Origin of the sequence: Paraburkholderia tropica (assembly GCF_900109265.1) — a bacterium.
Taxonomy (GTDB): Bacteria; Pseudomonadota; Gammaproteobacteria; order Burkholderiales; family Burkholderiaceae; genus Paraburkholderia; species Paraburkholderia tropica.
This window is the reverse complement of sequence record NZ_FNZM01000008.1, coordinates 75,227-100,717: the sequence shown is the minus strand read 5'-3', so window position 1 is coordinate 100,717 and position 25,491 is coordinate 75,227. Positions and strand designations below refer to the sequence as shown.

Annotated in this window: 24 protein-coding genes; 16 read left to right on the top strand and 8 right to left on the bottom strand. The window is 66.6% G+C overall.

The window, feature by feature from the left end:
* The first annotated feature begins 73 nt into the window (after positions 1–73).
* From BMY06_RS14560 to BMY06_RS14545, 4 genes are all read left to right on the top strand, one after another.
* Entirely contained in the window at positions 74–736 is a 663-nt protein-coding gene (locus BMY06_RS14560) for a LutC/YkgG family protein (protein ID WP_074983853.1), read from the top strand.
* A 40-nt stretch (positions 737–776) separates the two neighbouring features.
* Positions 777–2,189, top strand: coding sequence for a sodium:proton antiporter (locus BMY06_RS14555; protein WP_110328378.1), 1,413 nt, complete (start codon positions 777–779; stop codon positions 2,187–2,189).
* Positions 2,190–2,341: 152 nt separating this feature from the next.
* The gene (locus BMY06_RS14550) at positions 2,342–3,331 is read left to right on the top strand and encodes a 2-hydroxyacid dehydrogenase (RefSeq protein WP_065061291.1); all 990 of its coding nucleotides are present in this window, start codon (positions 2,342–2,344) and stop codon (positions 3,329–3,331) included.
* Complete coding sequence (locus BMY06_RS14545; RefSeq protein ID WP_373681648.1) at positions 3,328–4,830, top strand: DNA recombination protein RmuC; 1,503 nt, start codon at positions 3,328–3,330, stop codon at positions 4,828–4,830. The genes BMY06_RS14550 and BMY06_RS14545 overlap by 4 nt, the downstream gene beginning before the upstream one ends.
* A gap of 94 nt (positions 4,831–4,924) precedes the next feature.
* Here the strand turns inward: BMY06_RS14545 and BMY06_RS14540 are convergent, their stop codons facing one another.
* From BMY06_RS14540 to BMY06_RS14515, 6 genes are all read right to left on the bottom strand, one after another.
* The gene (locus tag BMY06_RS14540) at positions 4,925–5,407 is read right to left on the bottom strand and encodes a GNAT family N-acetyltransferase (RefSeq protein ID WP_065061293.1); all 483 of its coding nucleotides are present in this window, start codon (positions 5,405–5,407) and stop codon (positions 4,925–4,927) included.
* Positions 5,407–5,682 carry a hypothetical protein gene (locus BMY06_RS14535; RefSeq protein ID WP_065061294.1) on the bottom strand — a complete coding sequence of 92 codons (276 nt, stop codon included), beginning with the start codon at positions 5,680–5,682 and terminating at the stop codon, positions 5,407–5,409. The genes BMY06_RS14540 and BMY06_RS14535 overlap by 1 nt, the downstream gene beginning before the upstream one ends.
* 65 nt (positions 5,683–5,747) lie before the next feature.
* A complete protein-coding gene (gene moeA, locus BMY06_RS14530) occupies positions 5,748–7,070 on the bottom strand; it encodes a molybdopterin molybdotransferase MoeA (protein WP_065061295.1) in 1,323 nt (440 codons plus the stop codon).
* 107 nt (positions 7,071–7,177) lie between these two features.
* Positions 7,178–7,837, bottom strand: a complete 660-nt coding sequence (gene mobA / locus BMY06_RS14525; protein ID WP_074983850.1) for a molybdenum cofactor guanylyltransferase MobA — start codon at positions 7,835–7,837, stop codon at positions 7,178–7,180.
* Between the two features lie 7 nt (positions 7,838–7,844).
* A complete protein-coding gene (gene moaA / locus BMY06_RS14520) occupies positions 7,845–8,957 on the bottom strand; it encodes a GTP 3',8-cyclase MoaA (RefSeq protein ID WP_074983848.1) in 1,113 nt (370 codons plus the stop codon).
* A gap of 217 nt (positions 8,958–9,174) precedes the next feature.
* Positions 9,175–12,501: an Rne/Rng family ribonuclease gene (locus tag BMY06_RS14515; RefSeq protein ID WP_074983846.1), complete on the bottom strand. Its 3,327-nt coding sequence runs from the start codon at positions 12,499–12,501 to the stop codon at positions 9,175–9,177.
* An 854-nt stretch (positions 12,502–13,355) separates the two neighbouring features.
* Between BMY06_RS14515 and BMY06_RS14510 the strand changes: the two genes are divergently transcribed.
* From BMY06_RS14510 to BMY06_RS14495, 4 genes are all read left to right on the top strand, one after another.
* Entirely contained in the window at positions 13,356–14,387 is a 1,032-nt protein-coding gene (locus BMY06_RS14510) for an RluA family pseudouridine synthase (protein WP_074983844.1), read from the top strand.
* Between the two features lie 90 nt (positions 14,388–14,477).
* Complete coding sequence (locus BMY06_RS14505; RefSeq protein WP_074983843.1) at positions 14,478–15,137, top strand: HAD-IIIA family hydrolase; 660 nt, start codon at positions 14,478–14,480, stop codon at positions 15,135–15,137.
* A complete protein-coding gene (locus BMY06_RS14500) occupies positions 15,134–15,538 on the top strand; it encodes a Rieske (2Fe-2S) protein (RefSeq protein WP_074983841.1) in 405 nt (134 codons plus the stop codon). The genes BMY06_RS14505 and BMY06_RS14500 overlap by 4 nt, the downstream gene beginning before the upstream one ends.
* Positions 15,539–15,563: 25 nt before the next feature.
* The gene (locus tag BMY06_RS14495; protein ID WP_065061302.1) at positions 15,564–16,571 is read left to right on the top strand and encodes a S49 family peptidase; all 1,008 of its coding nucleotides are present in this window, start codon (positions 15,564–15,566) and stop codon (positions 16,569–16,571) included.
* A gap of 90 nt (positions 16,572–16,661) precedes the next feature.
* On the opposite strand, the gene BMY06_RS14490 is transcribed toward BMY06_RS14495, so the two are convergent.
* Both BMY06_RS14490 and BMY06_RS14485 read right to left on the bottom strand, forming a co-directional pair.
* Positions 16,662–17,399: an SAM-dependent methyltransferase gene (locus BMY06_RS14490; protein WP_065061303.1), complete on the bottom strand. Its 738-nt coding sequence runs from the start codon at positions 17,397–17,399 to the stop codon at positions 16,662–16,664.
* Positions 17,396–18,046, bottom strand: a complete 651-nt coding sequence (locus BMY06_RS14485; protein ID WP_074983839.1) for a Maf-like protein — start codon at positions 18,044–18,046, stop codon at positions 17,396–17,398. Before BMY06_RS14485 ends, BMY06_RS14490 begins: the two co-directional genes overlap by 4 nt.
* 366 nt (positions 18,047–18,412) lie before the next feature.
* Here BMY06_RS14485 and BMY06_RS14480 point away from each other — a divergent pair, with 366 nt between their 5' ends.
* The 8 genes from BMY06_RS14480 (at position 18,413) to fabF (ending at position 25,365) form a co-directional block, all read left to right on the top strand.
* The gene (locus BMY06_RS14480; protein WP_065061305.1) at positions 18,413–19,072 is read left to right on the top strand and encodes a DUF177 domain-containing protein; all 660 of its coding nucleotides are present in this window, start codon (positions 18,413–18,415) and stop codon (positions 19,070–19,072) included.
* 133 nt (positions 19,073–19,205) lie between these two features.
* Complete coding sequence (rpmF, locus tag BMY06_RS14475) at positions 19,206–19,385, top strand: 50S ribosomal protein L32 (RefSeq protein WP_018441573.1); 180 nt, start codon at positions 19,206–19,208, stop codon at positions 19,383–19,385.
* Between the two features lie 146 nt (positions 19,386–19,531).
* Complete coding sequence (gene plsX / locus BMY06_RS14470; protein WP_074984053.1) at positions 19,532–20,695, top strand: phosphate acyltransferase PlsX; 1,164 nt, start codon at positions 19,532–19,534, stop codon at positions 20,693–20,695.
* A complete protein-coding gene (locus tag BMY06_RS14465; RefSeq protein WP_065061306.1) occupies positions 20,695–21,684 on the top strand; it encodes a beta-ketoacyl-ACP synthase III in 990 nt (329 codons plus the stop codon). Before plsX ends, BMY06_RS14465 begins: the two co-directional genes overlap by 1 nt.
* A gap of 115 nt (positions 21,685–21,799) precedes the next feature.
* Complete coding sequence (gene fabD, locus BMY06_RS14460) at positions 21,800–22,738, top strand: ACP S-malonyltransferase (RefSeq protein ID WP_074983837.1); 939 nt, start codon at positions 21,800–21,802, stop codon at positions 22,736–22,738.
* 46 nt (positions 22,739–22,784) lie between these two features.
* The gene (fabG, locus tag BMY06_RS14455; RefSeq protein WP_065061308.1) at positions 22,785–23,534 is read left to right on the top strand and encodes a 3-oxoacyl-ACP reductase FabG; all 750 of its coding nucleotides are present in this window, start codon (positions 22,785–22,787) and stop codon (positions 23,532–23,534) included.
* Positions 23,535–23,703: 169 nt separating this feature from the next.
* The gene (gene acpP / locus BMY06_RS14450; RefSeq protein ID WP_004197638.1) at positions 23,704–23,943 is read left to right on the top strand and encodes an acyl carrier protein; all 240 of its coding nucleotides are present in this window, start codon (positions 23,704–23,706) and stop codon (positions 23,941–23,943) included.
* A gap of 180 nt (positions 23,944–24,123) precedes the next feature.
* Positions 24,124–25,365, top strand: a complete 1,242-nt coding sequence (gene fabF, locus BMY06_RS14445; RefSeq protein ID WP_065061309.1) for a beta-ketoacyl-ACP synthase II — start codon at positions 24,124–24,126, stop codon at positions 25,363–25,365.
* Positions 25,366–25,491 lie beyond the last annotated feature (126 nt).

Sequence of the window (25,491 nt, the reverse complement as noted above, 5' to 3'; positions counted from 1 at the left end):
ATAGCGCGCCGGAATACGAGCGACGCGCCGGTATAATCGGCGCGTCGCTTTTCTTCTTTTGACGAGGACGCACATGGACACCACGGCCGCCCGCCGCAGCATGCTCGCGCGCATCCGCGCCGCTCAGGGTCGCGATGCAACGCCCGCCGCGCACGAACGGGAAACCGTGGCCGACTATCTCGCGCGGCATCCACAAGGGCCGCGTCCGCCGATGGAAGGCGACCTCGTCGCGCGTTTCGTCGTCGAGGCGAAGAAGATGGCATCCACGGTCGAGGAGGTCGCGCAGCTCGCCGACGTGCCCGCCGCCGCGGCGCGCTATCTCGCCTCGCTCCAGTTGCCCACGCAGGCCGTCGCCTGGGAGACGCTCGAATCGTTCGACTGGACTTCGGCGGGGCTCACGGTCGCGTTTCGCAAGCCCGAAGATCGCGATCTCGTCGGCCTCACGGGCTGTTTCTGCGCCACTGCCGAGACCGGCACGCTGGTGCTGCTGTCGGGTCCGCAAACCTGGGCCTCGGGCGCGCTGCTGCCCGAAACGCACATCGCCGTCGTGCCGGCCTCGCGCATCGTCGCGGGTCACGAGGACGCCTTCGCGCTCATGCGCGCCGAACGCGGCGAACTGCCGCGCGCGGTCAATTTCGTCTCGGGGCCGTCGCGCACCGGCGACATCGAACAGACCATCGTGCTCGGGGCTCACGGGCCGTATCGCGTGCACGTGATCGTCGTGCAGGGAGCGTGACGCGTTGACGGATAGCCGCGCGGCACGCAACACGAAGCGGATCCTTGCGCAGTCGCTCGCGGCGCTGCTCGCCTGCGGCGCCAGCACGGCGCACGCATCGAGTGGCGTCGACGGCGCGACACTCTCCGCGACCTGGGGCTTGCCGTTCGCCTGCATGCTGCTCTCGATCGCACTGTTCCCGATGTTCGCGGCCACGTTCTGGCATCGCCATTTCGGCAAGATTTCGGCGGCGTGGGCGCTCGCGTTTCTCGTGCCGTTCGCGGCGTCGCACGGCGTTGGCGTCACGGTTCCGCTCTTTCTGCACGCGCTCGTCGACGAATACGTGCCGTTCATCGTACTGCTCGGCGCGCTCTATACGATCGCGGGCGGCATCTGCGTGTACGGCAATCTGCACGGCTCGCCGCGCACCAATACCGCGATCCTCGCGCTCGGCACCGTGCTCGCGAGCGTGATGGGCACGACCGGCGCGGCCATGCTGCTGATCCGCCCGCTGCTGCGCGCCAACGACAATCGCCGCCACAACACGCACGTGGTCGTGTTCTTCATCTTCCTCGTGGCGAACGCGGGCGGTTCGCTCACGCCGCTCGGCGATCCGCCGCTGTTCCTCGGTTTTCTCAACGGCGTCGGCTTTTTCTGGACCGCGCAACATCTCGCGCTGCCGATGCTGTTCGTCTGCGGCGTGCTGCTCGTCGCGTTCTTTCTGCTCGATACGTGGCTGTTCCGAAGCGCCGGCGAAGCGCGCGCGCCGTTCCTCGATCCGACGCCCGATACCGGACGGCTCGGCATCGGCGGCAAGGCCAACTTCGCGCTGCTCGCGGGCGTGATCGCGCTCGTGCTCATGAGCGGGCTCTGGAAGCCGGGCATCGGCGTCGAACTGGCGGGCGCGCGCATCGAACTGCAAAACGCCGTGCGCGATGCCGGACTGATCGTGCTGGCAGTCGTGTCGTACGTGTTCACGTCGCGGCAGGCGCGTGCCGACAACGGTTTCGACTGGGCGCCGATTGCCGAAGTGGCGAAGCTGTTCGCAGGCATTTTCGTGACGATCACGCCGGTGATCGCGATGCTGCGCGCGGGCGAGGCGGGCGCGTTTGCCTCGCTGATCGCCTTCGTGAACGATGCGCCGGGCCGCCCGAACGACGCGCTGTATTTCTGGGCGACGGGTCTGTTGTCCTCGTTTCTCGACAACGCGCCCACCTATCTCGTGTTCTTCAATCTCGCGGGCGGCGACGCGCAGGCGCTCATGACAGGCGGCGCGAAAACGCTCGCCGCGATCTCGGCGGGCGCCGTGTGGATGGGCGCGGTGACCTATATCGGCAACGCGCCGAACTTCATGGTGAAGGCGATCGCGCAGCAACGCGGCGTGCGCATGCCGGGCTTCTTCGGCTATCTTGGCTGGTCGTGCGTGGTGCTCACGCCCGTGTTCGCGGCCGCGACCTGGCTCTTTTTCGCCTGATTCGTCTGATACCTGATACGCGCGCGGATCTGGCGGATTAGCCATTCGGCCGACTATGCCGATGCGCGGCCGCGCGGGACAATGCGGAACAATAACGCCCAGGCCGCCCCCGGCGGGCTTCCGGATCAACCTCAGCAGTGTGGAGAGTAACGATGCAAAAGATTCTCGTGGCGCGCCCGATCTTTCCGGACGTGATCGACCGCCTCAAACAGTATTTCGACGTCGACTGGAACAACGGCGAAACGCTGTCCGCCGAAGCGCTCAAGGCGCGACTCGCCGACAAGGACGGCGCGATCACGATGGGCGACCCTGTCGACGCCTCGACCTTCGCCGCCGCGCCGCGTCTGCGCGTGGTCTCGAACATGGCCGTGGGCTACAACAATTTCGACATGGCCGCGTTCAACGCCGCGAACGTGCTCGGCACCAACACGCCCGACGTGCTGAACGAAACCACCGCCGACTTCGGCTGGGCCCTGATGATGGCCGCCGCGCGCCGCGTGACCGAATCGGAGCATTACCTGCGCGCGGGCAAGTGGCAGAAGTGGTCGTTCGACATGTTTCTCGGCGCGGACATCCACGGCGCGACGCTCGGCGTGATCGGCATGGGCCGGATCGGCCAGGCGCTCGCGCGCCGCGCGCGCGGCTTCAACATGCGCGTGATCTATCACAACCGTTCGCGTGTCGCGCCCGAGATCGAGCGCGAGCTGAACGCGGAATATCGCTCGAAGGAAGATCTGCTCAAAGAGGCCGATCACGTCGTACTGGTGCTGCCGTACACGCCGGAAAACCATCACACGATCGGCGCGGCCGAACTCGCGCTCATGAAGCCCACGGCCACGCTTACCAACATCGCGCGCGGCGGCATCGTCGACGACGCGGCGCTGGCGCAGGCGCTGCGCGAGCGCCGCATTGCATCCGCGGGTCTCGACGTGTTCGAGGGTGAGCCGAGCGTGCATCCGGCGCTGCTCGAAGTCGAAAACGTCGTCCTCACGCCGCATATCGCAAGCGCGAGCGAGGCCACGCGCCGCGCGATGGCCAACCTCGCTGCCGACAATCTGATCGCCGGGTTGGGTCAAGGTCCGCGCGCGGGCCAGCCGCCCAATGCGATCAATCCGGCGGTGATCGGGAAAGCGCGCGCATGAGTGCTGAGTCGTTGATGGCGCTGGTGTTGGCGGCGCTCGCCGTGCTGGCGGTCGTGCTTGCGTTCGCCGTGATCGTGCTGCTGCGCGCGCGCGGCGGCGCGCACGACGAAGCCGCACTCGACGCGCTCGATCAACTGAGCGACCGTCTCGCGGCATCGACCGACACGCAGGCGCGCGCGGCAGAACGCATCGAGCGCGAGTTGCGCAACGAGATCGCGCGCACGGCGCAGGCTTCGCGCAGCGAATTCGGCGGCGGTTTTGCGCAGGTGCAGCAGGCGCTCGCGGCGCATCTCACGAGCATCGCGACCGTGCAGAACGGCCAGATCGACGGTTTCGCGCAGCAGCTCGTCAAGCTCACCGAGAGCAACGCGCAGCAACTCGATGCCGTGCGCCAGAGCCTGCACGTGCAGGCGCAGCAGGCGCGCGAGGAGCAAGCCACGGCGCTGCGGCACTTCGGCACCGTGCTCGGTCAGCAACTCGCGCAACTGACCGAAGCGAACGACCGGCGTTTTGCCGAAGTGCGCGCGACGCTCGAACAGCGTCTCAAGGACATCGAGGCGAACAACGCGGCGAAGCTCGAAGAGATGCGCCGCACCGTCGACGAAAAGTTGCACGCCACGCTCGAACAGCGTCTTGGCGAATCCTTCAAGCTGGTCTCGGACCGGCTGGAGCAGGTGCATCGCGGGCTCGGCGAAATGCAGACGCTGGCTGCCGGCGTGGGCGATCTGAAGAAAGTGCTGACGAACGTGAAAACGCGCGGCACGTGGGGCGAGGTGCAGCTCGAAGCGCTGCTCGAGCAGATGCTCACGCCCGACCAGTTCGCGAAGAACGTGGCGACCGTGCCGGGCAGCAACGATCGCGTCGAGTTTGCGATCCGCTTGCCGGGCAAGGGTATCAAGGCCGGTGCACCGGACAGCGCGCCGGTCTGGCTGCCCGTCGACGCGAAGTTTCCGCGCGAGGACTACGAGCGCCTCATCGACGCGCAGGAGCGTGCCGATCTCGCGGGCATCGAGGAAGCGGGGCGGGCGCTCGAAACGCGCGTGCGCGCCGAGGCTCGCACCATCGCCGAGAAATACGTCGCGCCGCCGCACACGACCGACTTCGCGCTGCTGTTTTTGCCGACCGAAGGGCTGTACGCGGAAATCCTGCGTCGCCCGGGTTTGACCGATGTGCTGCAGCGCGACTTCCGCGTGACCGTCGCCGGGCCGACCACGCTCACGGCGCTGCTCAACAGTCTGCAGATGGGCTTCCGCACGCTCGCTATCGAGCAACGCTCGAGCGAGGTGTGGCAGGTGCTGGGCGCGGTGAAGACCGAGTTCGGCAAGTTCGGCGACGTGCTCGCGCGCACGAAGACGCAACTGGAAACGGTCACGCGCTCGATCGAGGCCGCCGAAGTGCGCACGCGCGCGATGAATCGCAAGCTGCGCGACGTCGAGGCCTTGCCGGGCGAAGAGGCGTCGAACCTGCTCGGCGACGCGCTGCCTGGCGGGGAAGAGTAGAGCCCGCGGTATTCCTGCGCCCCTATGAAAAACGGGCCGTCCGCAACGCTGCGGACGGCCCGTTTTTCATGTGACTTGCGTCGCGAGACGCGTGTCAGCTCTGCACGGCGAGCTTGTCGAGCGCGTCGCCCGTCACGCGCACCACGCGCCAGTCGGGGAAGACCGTCGCGCCCATCTTCTCGTAGAAGCGGATGGCCGGCTCGTTCCAGTCGAGCACGCTCCACTCGAAGCGCGCGCATTGGCGCTCCACGGCGATGGCCGCGAGCTTGCGCAGCATCGCGGTGCCCAGACCCGTGCCGCGCTGCGTCGGCTCGATATAGAGGTCTTCGAGATAGAGGCCGCGGCGGCCCAGAAACGTGGAGTAGTTATGGAAGAACAGCGCATAGCCGACGATTTTGCCGGCGTCGTCGGCGACCAGTGCTTCAGCGGCCGGATGCGCGCCGAACAGCGCGTCGGCCAGCAGTTCCGGCGTGCCGGTGAACAGGTGCGTGAGCTTCTCGAATTCCGCGAGCTGGTACATGAGCGCGTGCATGGCGCTCACGTCGCCGGCCGTGGCCGCGCGGATCGTGGCCGCCATTACGCTTCCTCGGGTACGTCGGAGAGATGGATTTCGATGCCGCCGAAGCGCGACGCCACCCAGTTGTACAGATGGCAGGCGATCCACAGCAGCACGAAGCCGACGATCGCATTGAGGATCAGCGCGCTGAACACGGTGCCGAGTTCGAAGGTGCCGTAGCGGAAGAAGGCGACCACCGCGACGAGCAGCACGATCGGCACGCTGAACGTGAGGTAGACGAGGATGAGCGCTTTGGCGGTTTGCCCCGCGGCGATGAACGAGATCTGTTTTTTCATGGAAGTCGGTCCGTAGGTCGAATGGACGTAGCGTGTACAGGATGGCTGGAAGTGGGGCGCGCGCGCTAGACGAGCCCGTCAAAGAGCATGACGTCGACGGCGTCGCCGGCGTCGAGATCGGCGGATTCGTGCGCGAGCACGATGAAGCAGTTGGCTTCGCTCATCGTGCTGAGCGCGCCGGAGCTTTGCGAGCCAGTGGGCGTGACGCGCCACTGGCCGCGCGCGTCGCGTTCGGCGACGCCGCGCTGGAATTCGGTGCGGCCTGCGCGCTTTTTGATCGGCGCTTCGCAGCGCGCGGGAATCAGCGGCACGGGCTGCGGCGTCGCGCCCGACATGGCGATCAGGGCGGGGCGCACGATCTGGTAGAAGCTGACCATGGTCGCGACCGGGTTGCCGGGCAGGCCGAACAGCAGCGCCGGTCGACCCGCGCCCGGATGCCCGCCGGACCAGATGCGGCCGAACGCCAGCGGGCGGCCCGGGCGCATGGCGAGGCCCCAGAACGTGACGTCGCCGAGCGTTTGCAGTTGGGTGCGCGTGAAATCGGCTTCGCCGACCGAGACGCCGCCCGAGGTGAGCACGACGTCGGCGCTCGCGGCGGCCTGTTTGAGCGTGGCGGCGAGCGCGTCGGGCTCGTCGCGCACCATGCCGAGATCGATGGCCTCGACATTCAGGCGGCGCAGCATCGCGCCGAGCGTGTAGCGGTTGCTGTCGTAGATGCAGCCGGCGTCGAGCGGCTCGCCGGGCGAGCGCAGTTCGTCGCCGGTCGAAAAGAAGGCCACGCGCAGGCGTCGCTTCACCTCGACTTCGACGAGACCCAGCGAGGCCAGCAAGCCGATGTCGGAGGCGCGGAGCTCGCGGCCCGCGCGCAGCGCCACGCCGCCACGCGCGAGGTCTTCGCCCCGGCGGCGGCGGTTCGCGCCGGGCGAGCTGGCGCGCGCGCTGAAGCGGATCGACGCGGATTCGCCGGTCTGGTCGAGCGTCACGCGCTCCTGCGGCACGACGGTGTCGCAGCCGGCGGGCATCGGCGCGCCGGTCATGATGCGCACGCACGCGCCGCGCGCCACGTCGCCGAGGTAGGGATGCCCCGCGAACGCCTTGCCGGCGATCGTCAGCGTGAGCGCGCCGTCTTGTGCGGCCTGCGCGAGCGCCGCGCTGTCGAACGCGTAACCGTCCATCGCCGAGTTGTCGTGCGCGGGCACGTCGATCGGCGAGATCACATCGACGGCCAGCACGCGCGCGAGCGCTTCGCGCAGCGGCACGCGTTCGCTCCCGGCCAGCGGCGTCACCCACTGCAGCACAATGGCTTGAGCGGCGCTGACTGGCAAGGCTTGAGGATCGAACTGGCTGAGGCTCGCGGCGCTACCGGAGAAAGTGTTAAGCGTGGTCATCGAGTGGAGAAGCGTCGCATCCGCACATTGGGTGCGGCGATCGTCCTGGGAGGCGGGCCAGGTGGGCCGGCGGCTGGCGGCGCGCGGCGGGTGTCCGGTTGCGCACGTCAGGCACGGTCGAGGTCGGCGAGTTCCTGAAATGAATTGATATTGTAAAACGCACGCTCGTCGGCAAAGGCGACTTCGGCCGCCTTGTGGCGCGCGTACCACGCACGCACCTTGCGCTCGCCCGCGTCCAGAAAGGCCGCGAGGTCGTCGGCGAGCGAGACGTGCACGAGCGCGAAAACGGGATGCAGCGAGACTTCGCCCGCAGCGTCGGTCGTGGTCGCGGTCGCGATCGGCACGCCTTGCGCACGCGCGGCATCCGCCAGGCGCACGGCGAGGTCGGCGGGTAGCCACGGCGAATCGCACGGCGCGCTCAGCAGCCATTCGATGGGCGCTTCTGTGCGCGCATCGGCGCCCGCTTTGTTTTGCGACACGGCGCGCAGTCCCGCGAGCAAGCCCGCGAGCGGACCCGGAAAATCGGCCAGCGTATCGGCGATCACGCGCGCCTGCCACGGCGCGCCCAGTCCGGCGTAAGTATCGCGGTTGCGATTGGCGCTGATCATGAGCGCGCCGACTTGCGGCGCGAGGCGCGCGAGCACGTGCGCGGCGAGCGGCTGGCCATGCAGCATCTGCAAGCCTTTGTCGGCGCCGCCCATGCGCTGGCCGCGGCCGCCCGCGAGGACGAGCCCGGTGATCGACGAAAAGGGAAGGGGAGCGTTCATGCGCGGCTCAGCCGCCGATGTAGGACATTTCAATGCGGCGTTCTTCGCTGGGTGCGGGGGCGTCGGCGCTGCCGCGCAACTGCGAATAGCGGTCGCCGCGCTGCTGCCAGACCTGGGCGATCGCCGCGGCAATGCCGACATCGCTCGCGTCGCTGCGCAACAATGCGCGCAGGTCGTAGCCCATCGAAGCGAACAGGCACAGGTACAGCTTGCCTTCGGTCGAGAGGCGCGCGCGCGTACAGTCGCCGCAGAACGCGCGCGTGACGCTGGAGATCGTGCCGATCTCGCCCGCGCCATCGGCGTAACCCCAGCGCTGGGCGGTTTCGGCGGCGCTGTGCGCGTCGAGCGGCACAAGCGGGAAGTGTTCGGCAATGCGTGCGACCACGTCGGCGGACGGCAGCACTTCGGCCATGTTCCAGCCGTTCGTGGCGCCGACATCCATGTATTCGATGAAGCGCAGCGTCACGCCCGAGCCGCGGAAGTGGCGCGCGAGCGGGACGATTTCGCTGTCGTTGGTGCCGCGCTTGACGACCATGTTCACCTTGATCGGTGCGAGCCCGACGGCCTGCGCGGCCTCGATGCCGCCCAGCACGTCGGCGACCGAGAAGTCGGCGTCGTTCATGCGGCGAAACAGGGTGTCGTCGAGCGCGTCGAGACTCACGGTCACGCGCGCGAGACCCGCGTCGCGCAGCGCGCGCGCCTTGCGGGCCAGCAGCGAGCCGTTGGTCGTGAGCGTGAGATCGAGCGGCGTGCCGTCGACCGTGCGCAGCGCCGCGAGCCGCTCGATCAGGAATTCGATGTTCTTGCGCAGCAGCGGCTCGCCGCCCGTGAGACGAATCTTGGTGACGCCCTGCGCGACAAAAAGCCGCGCCAGACGTTCGATTTCCTCGAGCGTGAGCAGGGCCGAATGCGGGAGGAACGGGTAGTCCTTGTCGAACACCGCGCGCGGCATGCAGTAGACGCAGCGGAAGTTGCAGCGGTCCGTCACCGAGATGCGCAGGTCGCGCAGCGGCCGCGCCAGCGCGTCGACCACCTCGCCCGTCGGTGCGCGCACGGCGTCGGCCGCCAGCCGGGGCGGCAGCGATCGGGCGTCGGCTACGGGGATGATGCGTCGGGACATGTTGGTTTCGAACTCGCTGGTTTCGCGCTCGCGATAGTTCGATTTTAGCCGAAGCGCCCTTTGGGCATGGACGAGGGAGAACGCTGATATATCAAAAAAAAGCCCGCCGAGAGGTGGCGGGCTTTTGCTGCACTGCGATGGGCGTACAGACCGGGGTGGGGCGGGCCGGGCGGATCTCGCGAAAATCTCGTGAGATCCGCCCGGCCCGCTCGCCGCCTTACTGCTGGCGGCCGGTTTCCACTTGCTGCATCGGCGTGCTGTCGACCGGCGGGAGTGCCTTGCGCTCGCGCGGTGCGCGCGCGGGTCTGGCCACTTGCGCGGCGGCGTCTTGCGAAGCGCGCAGCTTGTCGGCGTCGGTGTTCACCCAGACGAGGCCGGCGCTGGCCAGCATCGTGTCGAGCGAGTCGGTCGACGCGGCGCTGGCCGTCGTCACCTGGACCGGACGCTGAGCGGCGGGCGCGGCGACCGGCGCGGTTTCGACCGGCGCGACCTGAACCGGCGCTTCGACGGGGGCCTGAACCGGCGTCACGGCAGCCGGTGCGGCTTCGACCGGCGCCACGCGCGTTTCGACCGGCTCGGGCTGTGCAACGGCGGCTGCCGGCGCAACTTCCTCGGACGTCGGTGCTTCGACGCGGTCTTCACGCGGTGCCGGGATCTCGGCAGCGACGGCCGGCGTTTCAGCCGGAACCGCCACGACGACCGGAGCCGCAGCTTCGACCGGCGCTTCAACCGGCGCGGCCGGTGCCGCGGGTTCAACGACAACCGGAGCAACCGGCGCAACGTGCTCGACAGGCGCTGCGGGCGCGACCGGTGCGGTCGTTTCCACGGCTGCCGGCGCGACGGTTTCAACCTGCGCGGGAGCGGCTTGCGGCGCTTCCTGTGCGGCTTCGACGGCCTTCGTTTCGACAGCCTCGACAGCGACTGCCGTAGCAGCGGCGACCGGCAGGGCGGTCACGACCGCCGTTTCCGTCTGGATCGACTCGACAGCAGCCTGTTCGGCGACCGGCGCGTCGATACCTGCATCAACGCCTTCTTCGCCCGATGCGCCGTCTTCCGACGCGCCTTCGTTCGTTACCGTGCCATCCGCATCGCGCTCGCGACGACCGCCACGGCGGCCGCGACGGCGACGACGACGCTCTTCACCTTGCGGCGATGCGCCATCTTCGTCGGCGCCCGACTGGCTCACGCCGTCGGTGAGTGCGGCTTGAGCAGCTTCAGCGGTTTCGCTGTCGGCGCCTGCACCTGCGGCGTCGAGACGGGCTTCCTGCGCCTCGGCGGCCTCGTTCTGCTGCGAGCGGCGGCGTTCGCCACGCTCGCCGCGTTCACGGCGCTCGCCGCGTGCCGGCGTTTCGCCGGATTCGCTGCGGTCCTGACCGCGTTCGACTCGTTCGACGCGCTCGCCACGGGCTTCACGCGGTTCGCGTTGTTCACGCGGCTCACGTGCCTCGCGCGGTTCGCGTGCTTCACGCGGCTCGCGCGGTTCACGATTGCCACGGGCTTCGCGTGCCTCGCGCGGCTCGCGTTGTTCACGCGGCTCACGGGCTTCGCGTGCCTCACGCGGCTCGCGGCCTTCGCGTGGTTCGCGGCCTTCGCGCGGTTCGCGTTCCTCGCGACGGCCCGACGGTTGACCGCCGCGCGTGCCGCTCGTGCCTTCGCCACGGCCTGCTGCGTCGCGGCCACCGGTGCGGCGGTTACGGTTGCGATCGCCCGAAGCGGCCTTGTCGCCACGCTCAGGACGGCCTTCGCGTGCCGGACGTGCGGCCTTTTCCTGCGTCTGGACCGGCGCCGGTGCGGGAGCCGCAGCCGGTGCGCCGCCGAACAGGCGCTTGATGAAGCCGAAGAAACCGCCACCGGCCGGTGCGGCCGCAACGGGCGCGGCCGCCGGAATGGCTTCCACCGTCTTCACGGGCGCGGACGGCGCCGGACGATCCGGCGTGATGCCCTTGACCGCGGCTTCCTGCTTCGGCTTGGCTTCGGCGTTGCGCTTGCTGTAGCCGGTTTCCGACTCGAGCTCGCGAGCTGCTTCCTCGGCCAGCTTCCACGAGGCGCGCGGGTCGTCCAGACGCGTATCGTCGTGACGCAGACGCTCGAGCTTGTAGTGCGGCGTTTCGAGGTGCTTGTTCGGGATCAGCACGACGCCGACCTTGAAGCGCGACTCGATCTTGTTGATTTCCGAACGTTTTTCGTTCAGCAGGAAGGCGGTCACTTCGACCGGCACCTGGCAGTGGATCGCCGCGGTGTTTTCCTTCATCGCTTCTTCCTGGATGATGCGCAGGACCTGAAGCGCCGACGATTCCGTATCGCGGATATGACCCGTGCCGTTACAGCGCGGGCAGGTGACGTGGCTGCCTTCCGAGAGGGCCGGGCGCAGACGCTGGCGCGACAGCTCCATCAGGCCGAAGCGCGAGATCTTGCCCATTTGCACGCGTGCGCGGTCGTGGCGCAGCGCGTCTTTCAGGCGCTGCTCGACTTCACGCTGGCTCTTGGCCGACTCCATGTCGATGAAGTCGATCACGATCAGGCCGCCCAGGTCGCGCAGACGCAGCTGGCGCGCGACTTCGTCGGCGGCTTCGAGGTTGGTGCGCGCGGCGGTTTCCTCGATGTCGGCGCCCTTGGTGGCGCGGGCCGAGTTCACGTCGATGGCGACCAGCGCTTCGGTGTGGTCGATCACGATCGCGCCGCCCGAGGGCAGCGGCACCGTGCGCGAGTACGCCGTTTCGATCTGGTGTTCGATCTGGAAGCGCGAGAACAGCGGCACGTCGTCGTGATACCGCTTCACCTTGCTGACATTGTCCGGCATCACGATATCCATGAAGGCGCGCGCCTGGTCATAGATTTCGGTGGTGTCGATGAGGATTTCGCCGATGTCGGGCTGGAAGTAGTCGCGGATCGCGCGGATCACGAGGCTCGATTCCAGATAGATCAGCATGGGCTGACCGGTCGTGCCCGCCTGCGACGCCGCTTCGATGGCGCGCCACAGTTGCAGCAGGTAGTTCAGGTCCCACTGGAGTTCTTCGGCGGAGCGGCCGATGCCGGCCGTGCGCGCGATGATGCTCATGCCTTCCGGCAGTTGCAGCTGCGCCATGGTTTCGCGCAGTTCCTGACGGTCGTCGCCCTCGATGCGGCGCGAGACGCCGCCGCCGCGCGGGTTGTTCGGCATGAGGACCAGATAGCGGCCGGCGAGCGAGATGAACGTGGTCAGGGCCGCGCCCTTGTTGCCGCGCTCTTCCTTCTCGACCTGGACGATCAGTTCCTGGCCTTCCTTGAGGGCGTCCTGGATGCGCGCACCGCGCATGTCCACGCCGTCGCGGAAGTACTGGCGGGCGACTTCCTTGAACGGCAGGAAGCCGTGGCGGTCTTCGCCGTAGTTCACGAAACACGCTTCGAGCGAGGGCTCGATGCGGGTCACGATGCCCTTGTAGATGTTGCCTTTGCGCTGTTCGCGCCCGGCGGTTTCGATGTCGATGTCGATGAGCTTCTGTCCATCGACGATGGCGACACGCAGTTCTTCCTGCTGTGTCGCATTAAACAGCATGCGTTTCATTGAACGGCTCCAGTGCGGCTTTGCGCGCGGCCTGCGGGCGCCCGACGCTTCGACGGGCAGAACGCAAGCCGGCAGCGGCAAGCCGCGCCTTATTGTGTTGTCACAAGCACGCTGGAGCAGGAACGTTGGGGAGGAGAATTGCCTTGTGTGGGCCCGGTCCGGCGTTGTGTTGCCATGGACGGGCCGCGTGGGCACATGCGAAATACGTCTTCAACAAGCGGCCAGACATGCCGTGGAAGTGCGACGGCACGGATTTCCTGCGCTTCCGATCCGACTGCTGCGCGCGGCGGCGGCATACTGCGCCTTGCACGATCGCAACAGAAGACAAACCGCAGCGGCGAACCGCGCGCGCTTGCGGCTGGATCAGCTTCGCGGCCTGGATATCAAAGCAGGACCGCGTATGGGAAGCCTTCAGGAACGCCCGTCTTCCCCCTCGGGGTGTCTCGCCACCTTTGACGTCGCCATGTCCCGCACATTGCCGGGACGCTTCGGGCGCTCGCCGTATTTTCGCCACCGTGGCGTGGCGTCGCGGTCACTTCGACCACGCGGCGCCGCGCCACGGATGAATTCTTTATACCAATGTTCCGTTACCGTCGGAGGCCGCGCCGACCGAACGTGCCTGTGGGCGCCGTCCCTGCCGTGCGGATTTCCGTGCGTGCAACTCGTTGCATCTCTTCTTTCGGGGTGAGCAACCCGCCCCGGGCGCAAGTAAAATAACCGTTTATCGCTTGCTGCCTGCGCGTGCAGCGCGGTTCAGGTCCGGTCGAACCTCCTTGGGTATCCATCGGATGGTTCTGGAACTTTTAGGCCGTTTGGCCTACCGTCGCGTCAGCGCTGGGCAAATTATATTCAGAATGAAAGGGTTAGGCAAAACATCCCAGAATCAGGTCGCAGCCGACCAGGTTTCGATCGTCGAAATCGACGATGGCGCCGCGGGTCAGCGGATCGATAATTTTCTTTTGCGCGTCTGCAAAGGCGTGCCGAAAAGCCACATCTATCGCATTTTGCGCAGCGGGGAAGTGCGCGTGAATAAGGGCCGGGTCGATGCGCAGTACCGGCTCGAACTCGGCGACCTCGTGCGGGTGCCGCCGATCCGCATCGCCGAAAAACCGGCGCAGGCGTCGGCGCCCGTGCCGCCCGGCCAGTTCCCGATCCTGTTCGAGGACGACGCCATGCTCGTCATCGACAAGCCGGCGGGCGTCGCCGTGCACGGCGGCAGCGGCGTGGCGTTCGGCGTGATCGAACAGTTGCGCGAGGCGCGTCCGCACAGCAAATTCCTCGAACTCGTGCACCGGCTCGACCGCGAAACGTCCGGCGTGCTGATGCTGGCCAAGAAGCGCGCGGCGCTGGTCGGCCTGCACGAGCAGATGCGCGACAACAAGACCGACAAACGTTACTACGCCTGCGTCCACGGCGACTGGGCGAGCGACTGGGGCCGCCGTCGCGCGGTCAAGGAGCCGCTGCATAAATATCTGACCCCGGAAGGCGAGCGCCGCGTGCGCGTGCAGGCCGACGGCATGCCGTCGCACACGGTTTTCAATCTCGTCGAGCGCTGGCCGCATTACGCGCTGCTCGAGGCGGAACTGAAGACCGGCCGCACGCATCAGATCCGCGTGCACCTTGCGCATCTGGGCCTGCCGATCCTCGGCGACGCCAAGTACGGCGACTTCGCGCTCAACAAGGCGCTGGCGCGCACCGGCGCGAAGCCGGGCCTCAAGCGCATGTTCCTGCATGCGCACCGGCTTAAGCTCGCGCATCCGATCACGGGCGAGACGCTGCAGTTCGAAGCGCCGCTGCCGCCGGAGCTGCGCAGTTTCGTCGACGGACTGCGCGCGCAGCGCGAAGGCGCGGACGGCGAGAGCCAGGCCGCCGCGCAGCCGGAATGACGCGGGGGCGCGAAGCCGCGCCACCCGGAAGCGGAACGAAGCCGGAGAACAAGCCGGACGAAAAAACAACAGTGTTTGGAGAAGGACCGTATGGCTCGACAGCAATTTGACCTGATTGTGTTCGACTGGGACGGCACGTTGATGGATTCGACGGCCCACATTACGCGCAGCATTCAGGCGGCCTGCCGCGACCTCGGCTTGCCTGTGCCCGGCGACGAGGCGGCCAGCTACGTGATCGGCCTCGGCCTGCGCGAGGCGTTGCAGATCGCCGCGCCCACGCTGGCGCCCGCCGACTATCCGCGCCTCGTGGAGCGGTATCGCGTGCACTATCTGCTCAAGGATCAGGAGACGGAGCTGTTCGCGGGCGTGCGCGAGATGCTCACGGAACTGCGCGACACCGGCTATCTGCTCGCGGTGGCCACCGGCAAGAGTCGCGTGGGCCTGAACCGCGCGCTCGCCGAGGCGCGCCTCACGAGCCTGTTCGACGGCACGCGCTGCGCCGACGAAACGTTCTCGAAGCCGCATCCGGCCATGCTTCAGGAACTGACGCGCGAACTGGGGCAGGATCTCGGTCGCACGGTCATGATCGGCGACACCACGCACGACCTGCAGATGGCGGCCAACGCCGGCGCGGCGGGCGTGGGCGTGGCGTATGGCGCGCACGCGTCGACCTCGCTCGAAGCGCTCGCGCCCCAATACATCGCCGCCGACGTTCCGGCGCTTGCGACGTGGCTGCGGGAGCACGCATGAGCCTGCCTGAGAACGAGGCGGGGCTCGCGGCGGTACGCGTGTGCGCGGCCGGTGAACTCGCCGACGGCGGCGCCGGCAAGCGCCTCGACGCGACCTACGCGGGCGGTCCGGCCGTCGTGTTCTTCGTGCGCTTCGGCGGCGAGGTCTACGGCTACCTGAACCGCTGCGCGCACGTGCCGATGGAGCTGGACTGGGTCGAAGGGCAGTTTTTCGAGTCGTCGGGGCTCTATCTGATGTGCGCCACGCACGGCGCGATCTACGAACCCGAGACGGGCAAGTGCGTCGGCGGGCCGTGCCGCGGCGGGCGGCTGCGCCCGGTTTGCGTCGAGGAACGCGACACGCCCGAAGGTCGTGCGGTATTCTGGCTGCCGGACGCCGACCTGAGTCCGACCCCTTTGTGATCCTTCGCTGATTCTCACCGCACGCATGTCAGATAATCCGACCCCTGATCAGAACGAGCCGGAGCGCCCGATGCACTCCGGCAAATCCGAAGCCGCCAAGACCGGCTGGGAGCGTGACGCGCTCGAACGCATCGCCATGGCCGCGATCGTGGAGCAGCGCGCGGCGCGGCGCTGGAAAATCTTCTTCCGCTTCGCGTTTCTGGCGGTCTTCCTGCTGATCGCCTGGGCACTGCTCGACTTCTCGGGCGCGCGCGTGGAGGGCGGCGGCAAGCACACCGCGCTCGTTTCGCTGGACGGCGAGATCTCGTCCGATACCGCCGCGAACGCCGAAGATATCAACAATGCGCTCGACAGCGCCTTCGACGACGACGGCACGGCCGGCGTGATCCTGCACATCGACAGCCCCGGCGGCTCGCCCGTGCAGGCAGGCATCATCAACGACGAAATCCACCGTTTGCGCGCCAAATATCCGGCTATTCCGCTTTACGTGGTGGTCGGCGACATGTGCGCATCGGGCGGCTATTACGTCGCGGCGGCCGCCGACAAGATCTACGTGAACAAGGCGAGCATCGTCGGCTCGATCGGCGTGCTGATGGACGGCTTCGGCTTCACGGGCCTGATGGACAAGCTCGGCGTCGAGCGCCGTCTGCGTACTTCGGGTGAGAACAAGGGCTTTTTCGATCCGTTCTCGCCGGATACGCCGAAGATGGACGCGCATGCGCAAGCGATGCTCGACCAGATCCACCAGCAGTTCATCGACGCCGTGAAGGCCGGGCGCGGTTCGCGTCTGAAAGACACGCCGGACATCTTCTCGGGCCTGTTCTGGACCGGCCAGAAGAGCGTCGAGCTGGGTCTCGCGGACGGTTACGGCGACACCGACTACGTGGCGCGCGAGGTCATCAAGGCGCCCGACGTGGTCGATTACACGGTCAAGCAGAGCATTTCCGACCGCGTGGCGAAGCGCTTTGGCGCGAGCGTCGGTTCGTCGGCGATGCAGTCGCTGATTTCGGGCGCGAAGATGTCCTTGCGTTAAGCGCTCGGCGCAGTTCGCAAAAAACGGCCGCTGGCGATTGCGCAGCGGCCGTTTTCTTTTGGGGCGCTATGACGCGATGACGCACCCGGATCAGTTCGCCAGCATCAGAAAGATCGCGGGACGCTTGTGCAGATCGGGCGTCGGCGGCTTTTTCCAGTCGGAGATCGTGCGGCTCAGGATCGTCTCGGTCGGCAGCGTGAGGTCGGCGGCCACGCACACGAGCGTCGAGGGCGCGCAGGTCGCGACCAGCGCGTCGAGCAGCGTCTTGTTGCGATAGGGCGTCTCGATGAAGATCTGCGTCTGCTTCGCCTTGCGCGAGGTCTGTTCGAGTTCGCGCAGCTTCTTGATGCGCTCGTTGGCGTCCACCGGCAGATAGCCGTGGAACGCGAAGCTCTGGCCGTTCAGCCCGGACGCCATCAGCGCGAGCAGGATCGAGCTCGGGCCGACCAGCGGCACGACCTTGATGCCGCGCTCGTGCGCGCGGCGCACCAGCAGCGCGCCCGGATCGGCCACGGCGGGCACGCCCGCTTCGGACACGAGCCCCGTGTCGATGCCTTTCAGCAGCGGCGCGAGCAGCTTGTCGACTTCGCCCGCGGGCGTGTTCACGTTCAGTTCGCGGATCTCGATCTCCTGGATCGGCCGCGTGGTGCCGACGCGCTTCAGGAACGCGCGCGTGCTCTTGGCGTTTTCGCCGATGTAGCTCGCGAGCGTGCCGGCGCGCTCTCGCACGGGCGCGGGCAGCACGTAGGCGAGCGCGGCTTCGTCGCCGTCGCCGAGCGTGTTGGGGATCAGATACAGCGTGCCTTTCGAGGTGCCTTGCGCGGTCATGCGTGAGTCTCCAGCAGCGGATAGCCCGCGGCCAGCAGCATGCGCGTGAGCGCGATGAGCGGCAGGCCGATCAGGGCGGTAGGGTCGTCGGATTCGATGGCTTCGAGCAGCGCGATGCCGAGGCCTTCGGATTTGGCGCTGCCGGCGCAGTCGTAGGGCTGCTCGGCGCGCAGATAGGCGTCGAGCGCGGCGTCCGGCAGGTCGCGAAAGCGCACCTTCGTCACGATATCGACGCTATCCGTTTGGCCAGTAGCGGTATCGAGCAGACTGAGCGCACTATGGAACAACACTTCGCGGCCGCGCATGCTGCGCAACTGGTCGAGTGCGCGCTCATGCGTGCCGGGCTTGCCGATCTGGCTACCGTCGAAGGTCGCCACCTGGTCGGAGCCGATCACGAGCGCGCGGCCCGTGATCGCGGGCAGGGCGGCGGCCACGGCGCGCGCCTTGGCTTCGGCGAGGCGCAGCGCGGTCGCTTGGGGCGTTTCGCCGGGCTGCGGCGTTTCGTCCAGATCGGGCACGGCGGTGTCGAACGGAATGCGCAGGCGTTCGAGCAGCTCGCGGCGGTAGCGCGAGCTGGAGGCGAGGATCAGCGCGGGGCGGCCCGAGGGGCGGCCCGTCTGCGGCGCGGGCGAGATAGGTGGCTGCATGATCGGTCGTCGGTATCAAAAAGAGTGGCGGCTTGCGCGGGGCGGCTGAAAAACGAGGGGCGGATGACCGCTCGCCGTCGAAAAACGCTGGCCGCACAGAGGCTTGCGGACGTGAGCCTAACTGTTTGACTCACAAAGATAAAGGCGTTATGATTTTGGGCTTTTCATCGGTACGCTCTAATCTATACGTCCGCGTGTGGGCCTTTCCGTAGGGCGCAAATCAGTAGCGGCGCAGTAGCAGATTGAGCGCCAAATCCCTTAGGGCTGTACCGAACACAAGAATATTTGAAATTGAAATACGCAGGCCGGCAGCGTCTGCTTCTTTGCATCGCTTGCAGGTCGCATGTCTGAAGCAGGAGAGCGCACATGACCGAACAATCTGGTAAGCCTGCCGGCGCGGAATCGAGCAAGAGCGGCGCGCTCAATCCACGCGACCTCGATATCTTCGAATTCGCGCGTAGCGGTCGCGAAGCTGCAGGCGTGGTGCGCCTGTCGCAGCTCCCGCGCATGCTCAACGAAGTCCCGGCCGAGGCGCCCGATCGCGACAGCGCGTTCACGTGGCAAGCCGCCGGCTTCACGCAGCAGGAATTGCAGGACGACGGCACTGAAGGGCCGCAACCTTATCTGCGGCTCGCGGTCCACGGCAGTGGGTGGCTCACGTGCCAGCGTTGCCTCGCTCCCTATGAGCAGGCATTCGATGCAGATGCGATCTTCCGTATCGTCCAGACGGAAGAGGAGGCGGACGAGTTCCCGCTCGACGACGATGAAGTCGAAGTGATCGTAGGCTCACGCCAGTTCGATCTCGTCGACTTGATCGAAGAGGAGTTGTTGCTCTCGCTGCCGCTCGTGCCGAAGCACGAAGTCTGTCCGGAAATTCACGAAAGTCTCGCCTCGGGTGCCGACGGCGCGGACGGTGTGGACTCCGTCGACGACGTGCCGGAGCAGGAAATCGAGACGGAAGAGCGCGTCAACCCGTTTGCGGCGCTCGAATCGCTCAAGAAGGACGGTCCCGGCAGCAAGCATTGAGCTGAGCCGCCGGTGGCGTGCAGTATTGCGCAGTTAAATTCGTGGGCCCAGTCCCGGAGTCCGGCCATCCCCCAGGGTGGCGGCGGCCGGATCGGGCTGTGTTAGAATTCGGAAAATTTTCAGGAGTTTCATCATGGCAGTTCAACAAAACAAGAAGTCGCCGTCGAAGCGCGGCATGCACCGCTCGCACGATTTCCTCACGGGCGCGCCGCTGGCTGTCGAGCCGAGCACGGGTGAAGTGCATCTGCGTCACCACATCAGCCCGAACGGCTACTACCGCGGCAAGAAAGTCGTCAAGACCAAGAACGACTAATCGTTCCAGCGTGCGGCGCTGCGGTCCTCACGGGCTGCATGTTGCGCCGCACATGGCGATTCCGTTCGCTTGACATTTTCTCGGCACGGCATAAAAAGGCGGCATTCAACTGCCGCTTTTTTATGCCCGAAAATCCGTCGCATTCCATGACTGTTACGCTCACGATAGATTGCATGGGAGGCGACCACGGCCCGTCCGTGACGGTGCCCGCCGCTGTCCATTTCGTCCGCTCGCATCCCGATGTGCATCTGCAGCTCGTCGGTCTCGATACGGCGATCCGCGCCCAGCTCAAGAAGCTGAAGGCGCTGGACCTCCCTGCGCTTTCCGTCGTTCCCGCCACCGAGGTCGTCGAAATGGACGATCCGGTCGAAGTCGCGCTTCGCAAGAAGAAAGACTCGTCGATGCGCGTCGCGTTGAATCGCGTGAAAGAGGGCGAGGCGCAGGCTTGTGTCTCGGCTGGCAACACCGGCGCGCTGATGGCCGTGTCTCGCTACGTGCTCAAGACGCTGCCCGGCATCGAACGTCCGGCCATCGCCTTCGCGCTGCCCAATCCGCGCGGTTACACGATGATGCTCGACCTTGGCGCGAACGTCGACTGCGAGCCGCAGCATCTGCTGCAGTTCGCCGAAATGGGTCACGCGCTCGTGGCCGCGCTCGAAGGGAAGGACCGTCCGACCATCGGGCTCCTGAACATCGGCGAAGAGGTCATCAAGGGCAACGAGACCATCAAGCGCGCCGGCGAACTGCTGCGCGCGAGCACGCTGAACTTCCGCGGCAATGTGGAGGGCAACGACATTTACAAGGGCACCGTCGACGTCATCGTCTGTGACGGTTTCGTTGGTAATGTCGCGCTCAAAACGTCGGAGGGCCTCGCGCAGATGCTCAACGACATGATCAAGGAAGAGTTCGGCCGCTCGTGGCTCACGAAGCTCATGGCGATCGCCGCGCTGCCGGTGCTCATGCGCTTCAAAAAGCGCGTCGATCACCGCCAGTACAACGGCGCCGCCTTGCTGGGCTTGAAGAGCCTCGTCATCAAAAGCCACGGTTCCGCCGATACCTACGCGTTTGAGCAGGCGATCAAACGCGGGTATGATGCCGTCAAAAATGGCGTGCTGGAGCGCCTCGCGCACGCCATGGAAGAAAACGCCGGTTCGTTCGAACAGGCCGCTGGTGCTGCCGGAACGGCAGCGGGCGGGCAGAACGACGGCGTGGCAGGGGCCCCGGAAGGCCCGTCGGCGGGTTCGTCGGCAGGTGATTCCGGTCTGGCCGCGGGTGGAGTTCCGCCCGCCGCATCATCCTCGAAGGCATAATGGCTCAATCGACTCTTTATTCCCGCGTGCTCGGCACGGGCAGCTACCTTCCGCCTGAGCGCGTCACCAACCAGGAACTGGCCGAGCGCCTCGCCGCCAAAGGCGTCGAGACGAGCGACGAGTGGATCGTCGCCCGCACCGGCATTCACGCCCGACACTTCGCCGCTCCCGACGTCACCACCAGCGATCTCGCGCTGGCCGCTTCGCAGCGCGCCATCGCCGCGGCCGACGTCGATCCGCAAAGTATCGACCTCATCATCGTCGCGACCTCGACGCCCGATTTCGTGTTTCCGAGTACCGCCTGCCTGCTGCAGAACAAGCTCGGCATCCGCAATCACGGTGCGGCGTTCGACGTGCAGGCCGTCTGCTCGGGCTTCGCGTACGCCGTTTCGGTGGCCGACAGCCTGATCCGCAGCGGCCAGCACCGCACGGCGCTCGTCGTCGGCGCGGAAACCTTCTCGCGCATTCTCGACTTCAACGACCGCACGACCTGCGTGCTGTTCGGCGACGGCGCAGGCGCGATCGTGATGCAGGCTTCGAACGAACCGGGCGTGCTCGCGAGCGCGCTGCACGCCGACGGCAGCTACGCGCACATCCTGTGCACGCCGGGCAACGTGAACGGCGGCGTGATCGCGGGCAACGCGTTCCTGCACATGGACGGCCAGGCGGTGTTCAAGCTCGCCGTCAACGTGCTCGAAAAGGTCGCGATCGAAGCGCTCGACAAGGCGCAACTGCGCGCAGACCAGATCGACTGGCTGATTCCGCACCAGGCCAATATCCGCATCATGCAGGGCACCTGCCGCAAGCTCGGCCTGCCTGCCGAACGCATGGTCGTGACCGTGGGCGAACACGGCAATACCTCGGCGGCGTCGATTCCGCTCGCCTTCGACGTCGCGGTGCGCGACGGCCGCATCAAGCGCGGCCAGAACGTGCTGATCGAAGGGGTGGGCGGCGGCTTCACCTGGGGCGCCTCCGTCATCCGCTTCTGACTTTCGCGAGTGGGCTTTCGCGCTCCCGCACCCAGCCGCACGCACCACGCGTGCGGTCCGTCGCGGTCCATCCGAGCGCATCGCCTCTCCGTTTTGACCGAATTTTGAGGATCTCATGAAATTCGCATTCGTTTTTCCGGGTCAAGGTTCGCAGGCCGTTGGCATGCTCGACGCCTTCGCCGATAGCGCCGTCGTGCGCGAAACGCTGCAGGAAGCCTCCGACGCGCTCAATCAGGACATCGGCAAGCTGATCGCCGAAGGTCCGGCAGAAGAACTCAACCTCACCACCAACACGCAGCCGGTCATGCTCACCGCCGCCTACGCCGTCTATCGCGCGTGGCAACAGGCGGGCGGCCCGGCGCCGGCGATCGTCGCGGGCCACAGCCTCGGCGAATACACGGCGCTCGTCGCCGCCGGCGTGCTGGCGTTCCGCGACGCTGTGCCGCTCGTGCGCTTTCGCGCGCAGGCGATGCAAAACGCCGTGCCGGTGGGCGAAGGCGGCATGGCCGCCGTGCTCGGTCTCGACGACGACACCGTGCGCGCCGTTTGCACCGAAGCCGCTGCTGCGAGCGGCGGCGTGGTCGAAGCCGTGAATTTCAACGCGCCGGCGCAAGTCGTGATCGCGGGCCACAAGGCCGCGGTCGAAAAGGCCTGCGAAATCGCCAAGGCGAAGGGCGCCAAGCGCGCGCTGTCGCTGCCGGTGTCGGCGCCGTTCCACTCGTCGCTGCTCAAGCCCGCTTCGGACCAGCTGCGCGACTACCTCGCGAGCGTCACGCTGAACGCGCCGCTGATTCCGGTGGTGAACAACATCGACGTGGCCTTCGAAACCGATCCGGCGAAGATCCGCGACGCGCTGGTGCGTCAGGCCGCCGGTCCGGTGCGCTGGGTCGAGTGCGTCAAGGCGATCGGCGCGCAGGGCGCCACGCACGTGATCGAATGCGGTCCGGGCAAGGTGCTCGCGGGCCTCACGAAGCGTATCGACGGCGAACTGGTCGGCGCCTCGGTGGCCGATCCGAAGTCGCTCGAAGAAACGCTCGCGCTCGTCAAGGGCTGATCCGCCTGACCGGGCGACTCAACGCAATCAGTAACGGATTCGAACGATGGAAAAGACTCTCGACAATCAGGCCGCAATCGTGACCGGCGCCTCGCGCGGCATCGGCCGGGCGATTGCGCTCGAACTGGCGCGCCAGGGCGCGACGGTGATCGGCACGGCGACCAGCGAAAGCGGCGCGCAGGCGATCACGGCGGCATTCGCGGAAGCGGGCCTGAAGGGCCGCGGCGCGGTGCTCAACGTCAACGACCAGGCTGCGGCCGAAGCGCTCATCGACGCCACCGTGAAGGAATTTGGCGGTCTCGCGATCCTCGTCAACAATGCAGGCATCACGCAGGACAACCTCGCGATGCGCATGAAAGACGACGAGTGGGATTCGGTGATCGACACGAACCTGAAGGCCGTGTTCCGCCTCTCGCGCGCCGTGCTGCGCCCGATGATGAAGGCGCGCACGGGCCGTATCATCAATATCACGTCGGTGGTCGGCTCGTCGGGCAACCCGGGTCAGGCCAACTACGCGGCGGCCAAGGCCGGCGTCGCGGGCATGACCCGTGCGCTCGCGCGCGAAATCGGCAGCCGCGGCATCACGGTCAACTGCGTGGCGCCGGGCTTCATCGATACCGACATGACCAAGGATCTGCCGGCCGAGCAGCAAGCCGCGCTCAAGCAGCAGATTCCGCTGGGCCGTCTGGGCAGCCCGGAAGACATCGCGCACGCGGTCGTTTTCCTGGCGTCGCCGCAGGCGGGCTACGTGACGGGCACGACGCTGCACGTCAACGGCGGCATGTATATGTCTTAACCGGATTCAGGTACTATCCGCGCCTTGATGCGTCCGGCGAGATCACCCGTTCGGACACCGTCGCGGATAGCCGTTCCCGGAACCTTGAGCGCCGCTTTTCTGCCAGGTCAAACCTGATAAAATGCGCGCACTCGCATTCATGAGCTAACTTTTTTCCCTTGGAGGGGTAATGGACAACATCGAACAGCGCGTCAAGAAGATCGTCGCCGAGCAACTGGGCGTCGCCGAAGCTGAAATCAAGAACGAAGCTTCGTTCGTGAACGATCTGGGCGCCGACTCGCTCGACACCGTCGAGCTCGTGATGGCCCTCGAAGACGAATTCGGCATGGAAATCCCGGATGAGGAAGCCGAGAAGATCACGACGGTTCAGCAAGCGATCGACTACGCTCGCGCGAACGTCAAGGCCTAAGGCGCTTTTCGTTTCCGGACCGGGCGCGCCCGGTCCGCGAGGACGCACGCCCGTGAAACCGCGTACGCCCGCCGCACTCGTTGCGGGGCATCTGCCGGTCAACTAGCCACAGGGCTCACAGGAGCATTTCCTGTGGCCTCTGTGGCTTTTGTTTTTGTCATCTATGGAAAAGGGGTTACCGTGAGCCGCCGTCGAGTTGTTGTTACAGGCCTGGGGCTGATTTCGCCTGTTGGCAATAATGTTGCCGACGGCTGGGCCAATCTGGTCGCCGGGAAGTCCGGCATCGCCAACATCACGAAGTTCGACGCAACGAACTTCTCGACCCGCTTTGCCGGCGAGGTGAAGGACTTCAACGTCGAAGACTACATGCCGGCGAAAGAAGCGCGCCATATGGATACGTTCATCCATTTCGGCATCGCTGCGGGCATGCAGGCGCTCAAGGACAGTGGCCTCGAAGTCACCGAAGCGAACGCGGAGCGCATTGGCGTGAACGTCGGTTCGGGTATCGGCGGTCTGCCGATGATCGAAGTCACGCAAACCGAATTGCTCAACCGCGGCCCGCGCCGCATTTCGCCGTTCTTCGTGCCGGCCTCGATCATCAACATGATCTCCGGCCATCTGTCGATCAAGTTCGGCCTGAAGGGCCCGAACCTCGCGATGGTGACGGCCTGCACGACCGGTCTGCACTGCATCGGCGAAGCATCGCGTCTGATCGAATACGGCGACTGCGACGTGATGATCGCGGGCGGCGCGGAATCGACCGTTTCGCCGCTCGGTATCGGCGGTTTCGCGGCGGCGCGTGCGCTTTCGCAGCGCAACGACGATCCGGCGACGGCCAGCCGTCCGTGGGACAAGGACCGCGACGGTTTCGTGCTGGGCGAAGGCGCCGGCGTGATGGTGCTCGAAGAGTACGAACACGCGAAGGCACGCGGCGCGAAGATCTACGCGGAAATCGGCGGCTACGGCATGAGCGGTGATGCTTATCACATGACCGCTCCGCTGGAAGACGGCGACGGCGCACGCCGCTGCATGCTGGCGGCGATGAAGAACGCGGGTGTGAACGCCAACGAAGTGAACTGGCTCAGCGCTCACGGCACCTCGACGCCGCTCGGCGACCTCGCGGAAACCACCGCGATCAAGCGCGCATTCGGCGACCACGCGAAGAACATCGTCGTGAATTCGACGAAGTCGATGACCGGCCACTTGCTGGGCGGCGCGGGCGGTCTCGAGTCGGTGTTCACGGTGCTCGCCGTGCACAACCAGATCTCGCCGCCGACGATCAACATCTTCAACCAGGATCCTGCCTGCGACCTGGACTACTGCGCGAACACCGCGCGGGACATGAAGATCGACGTCGCGCTGAAGAACTCGTTCGGGTTCGGCGGCACGAACGGCACGCTGGTGTTCAAGCGCCACGTCTGACCGGCGCCTGATACCTGTACGCCTTTGAGCCAGCCCCGGCTGAGACTCATATGATCGCCTCGCGCGACTCCGCGGCCGCTCCGGTTCATCCGGGCGGCCGCGTTCACATTTCTGCGGCGCGGCGCG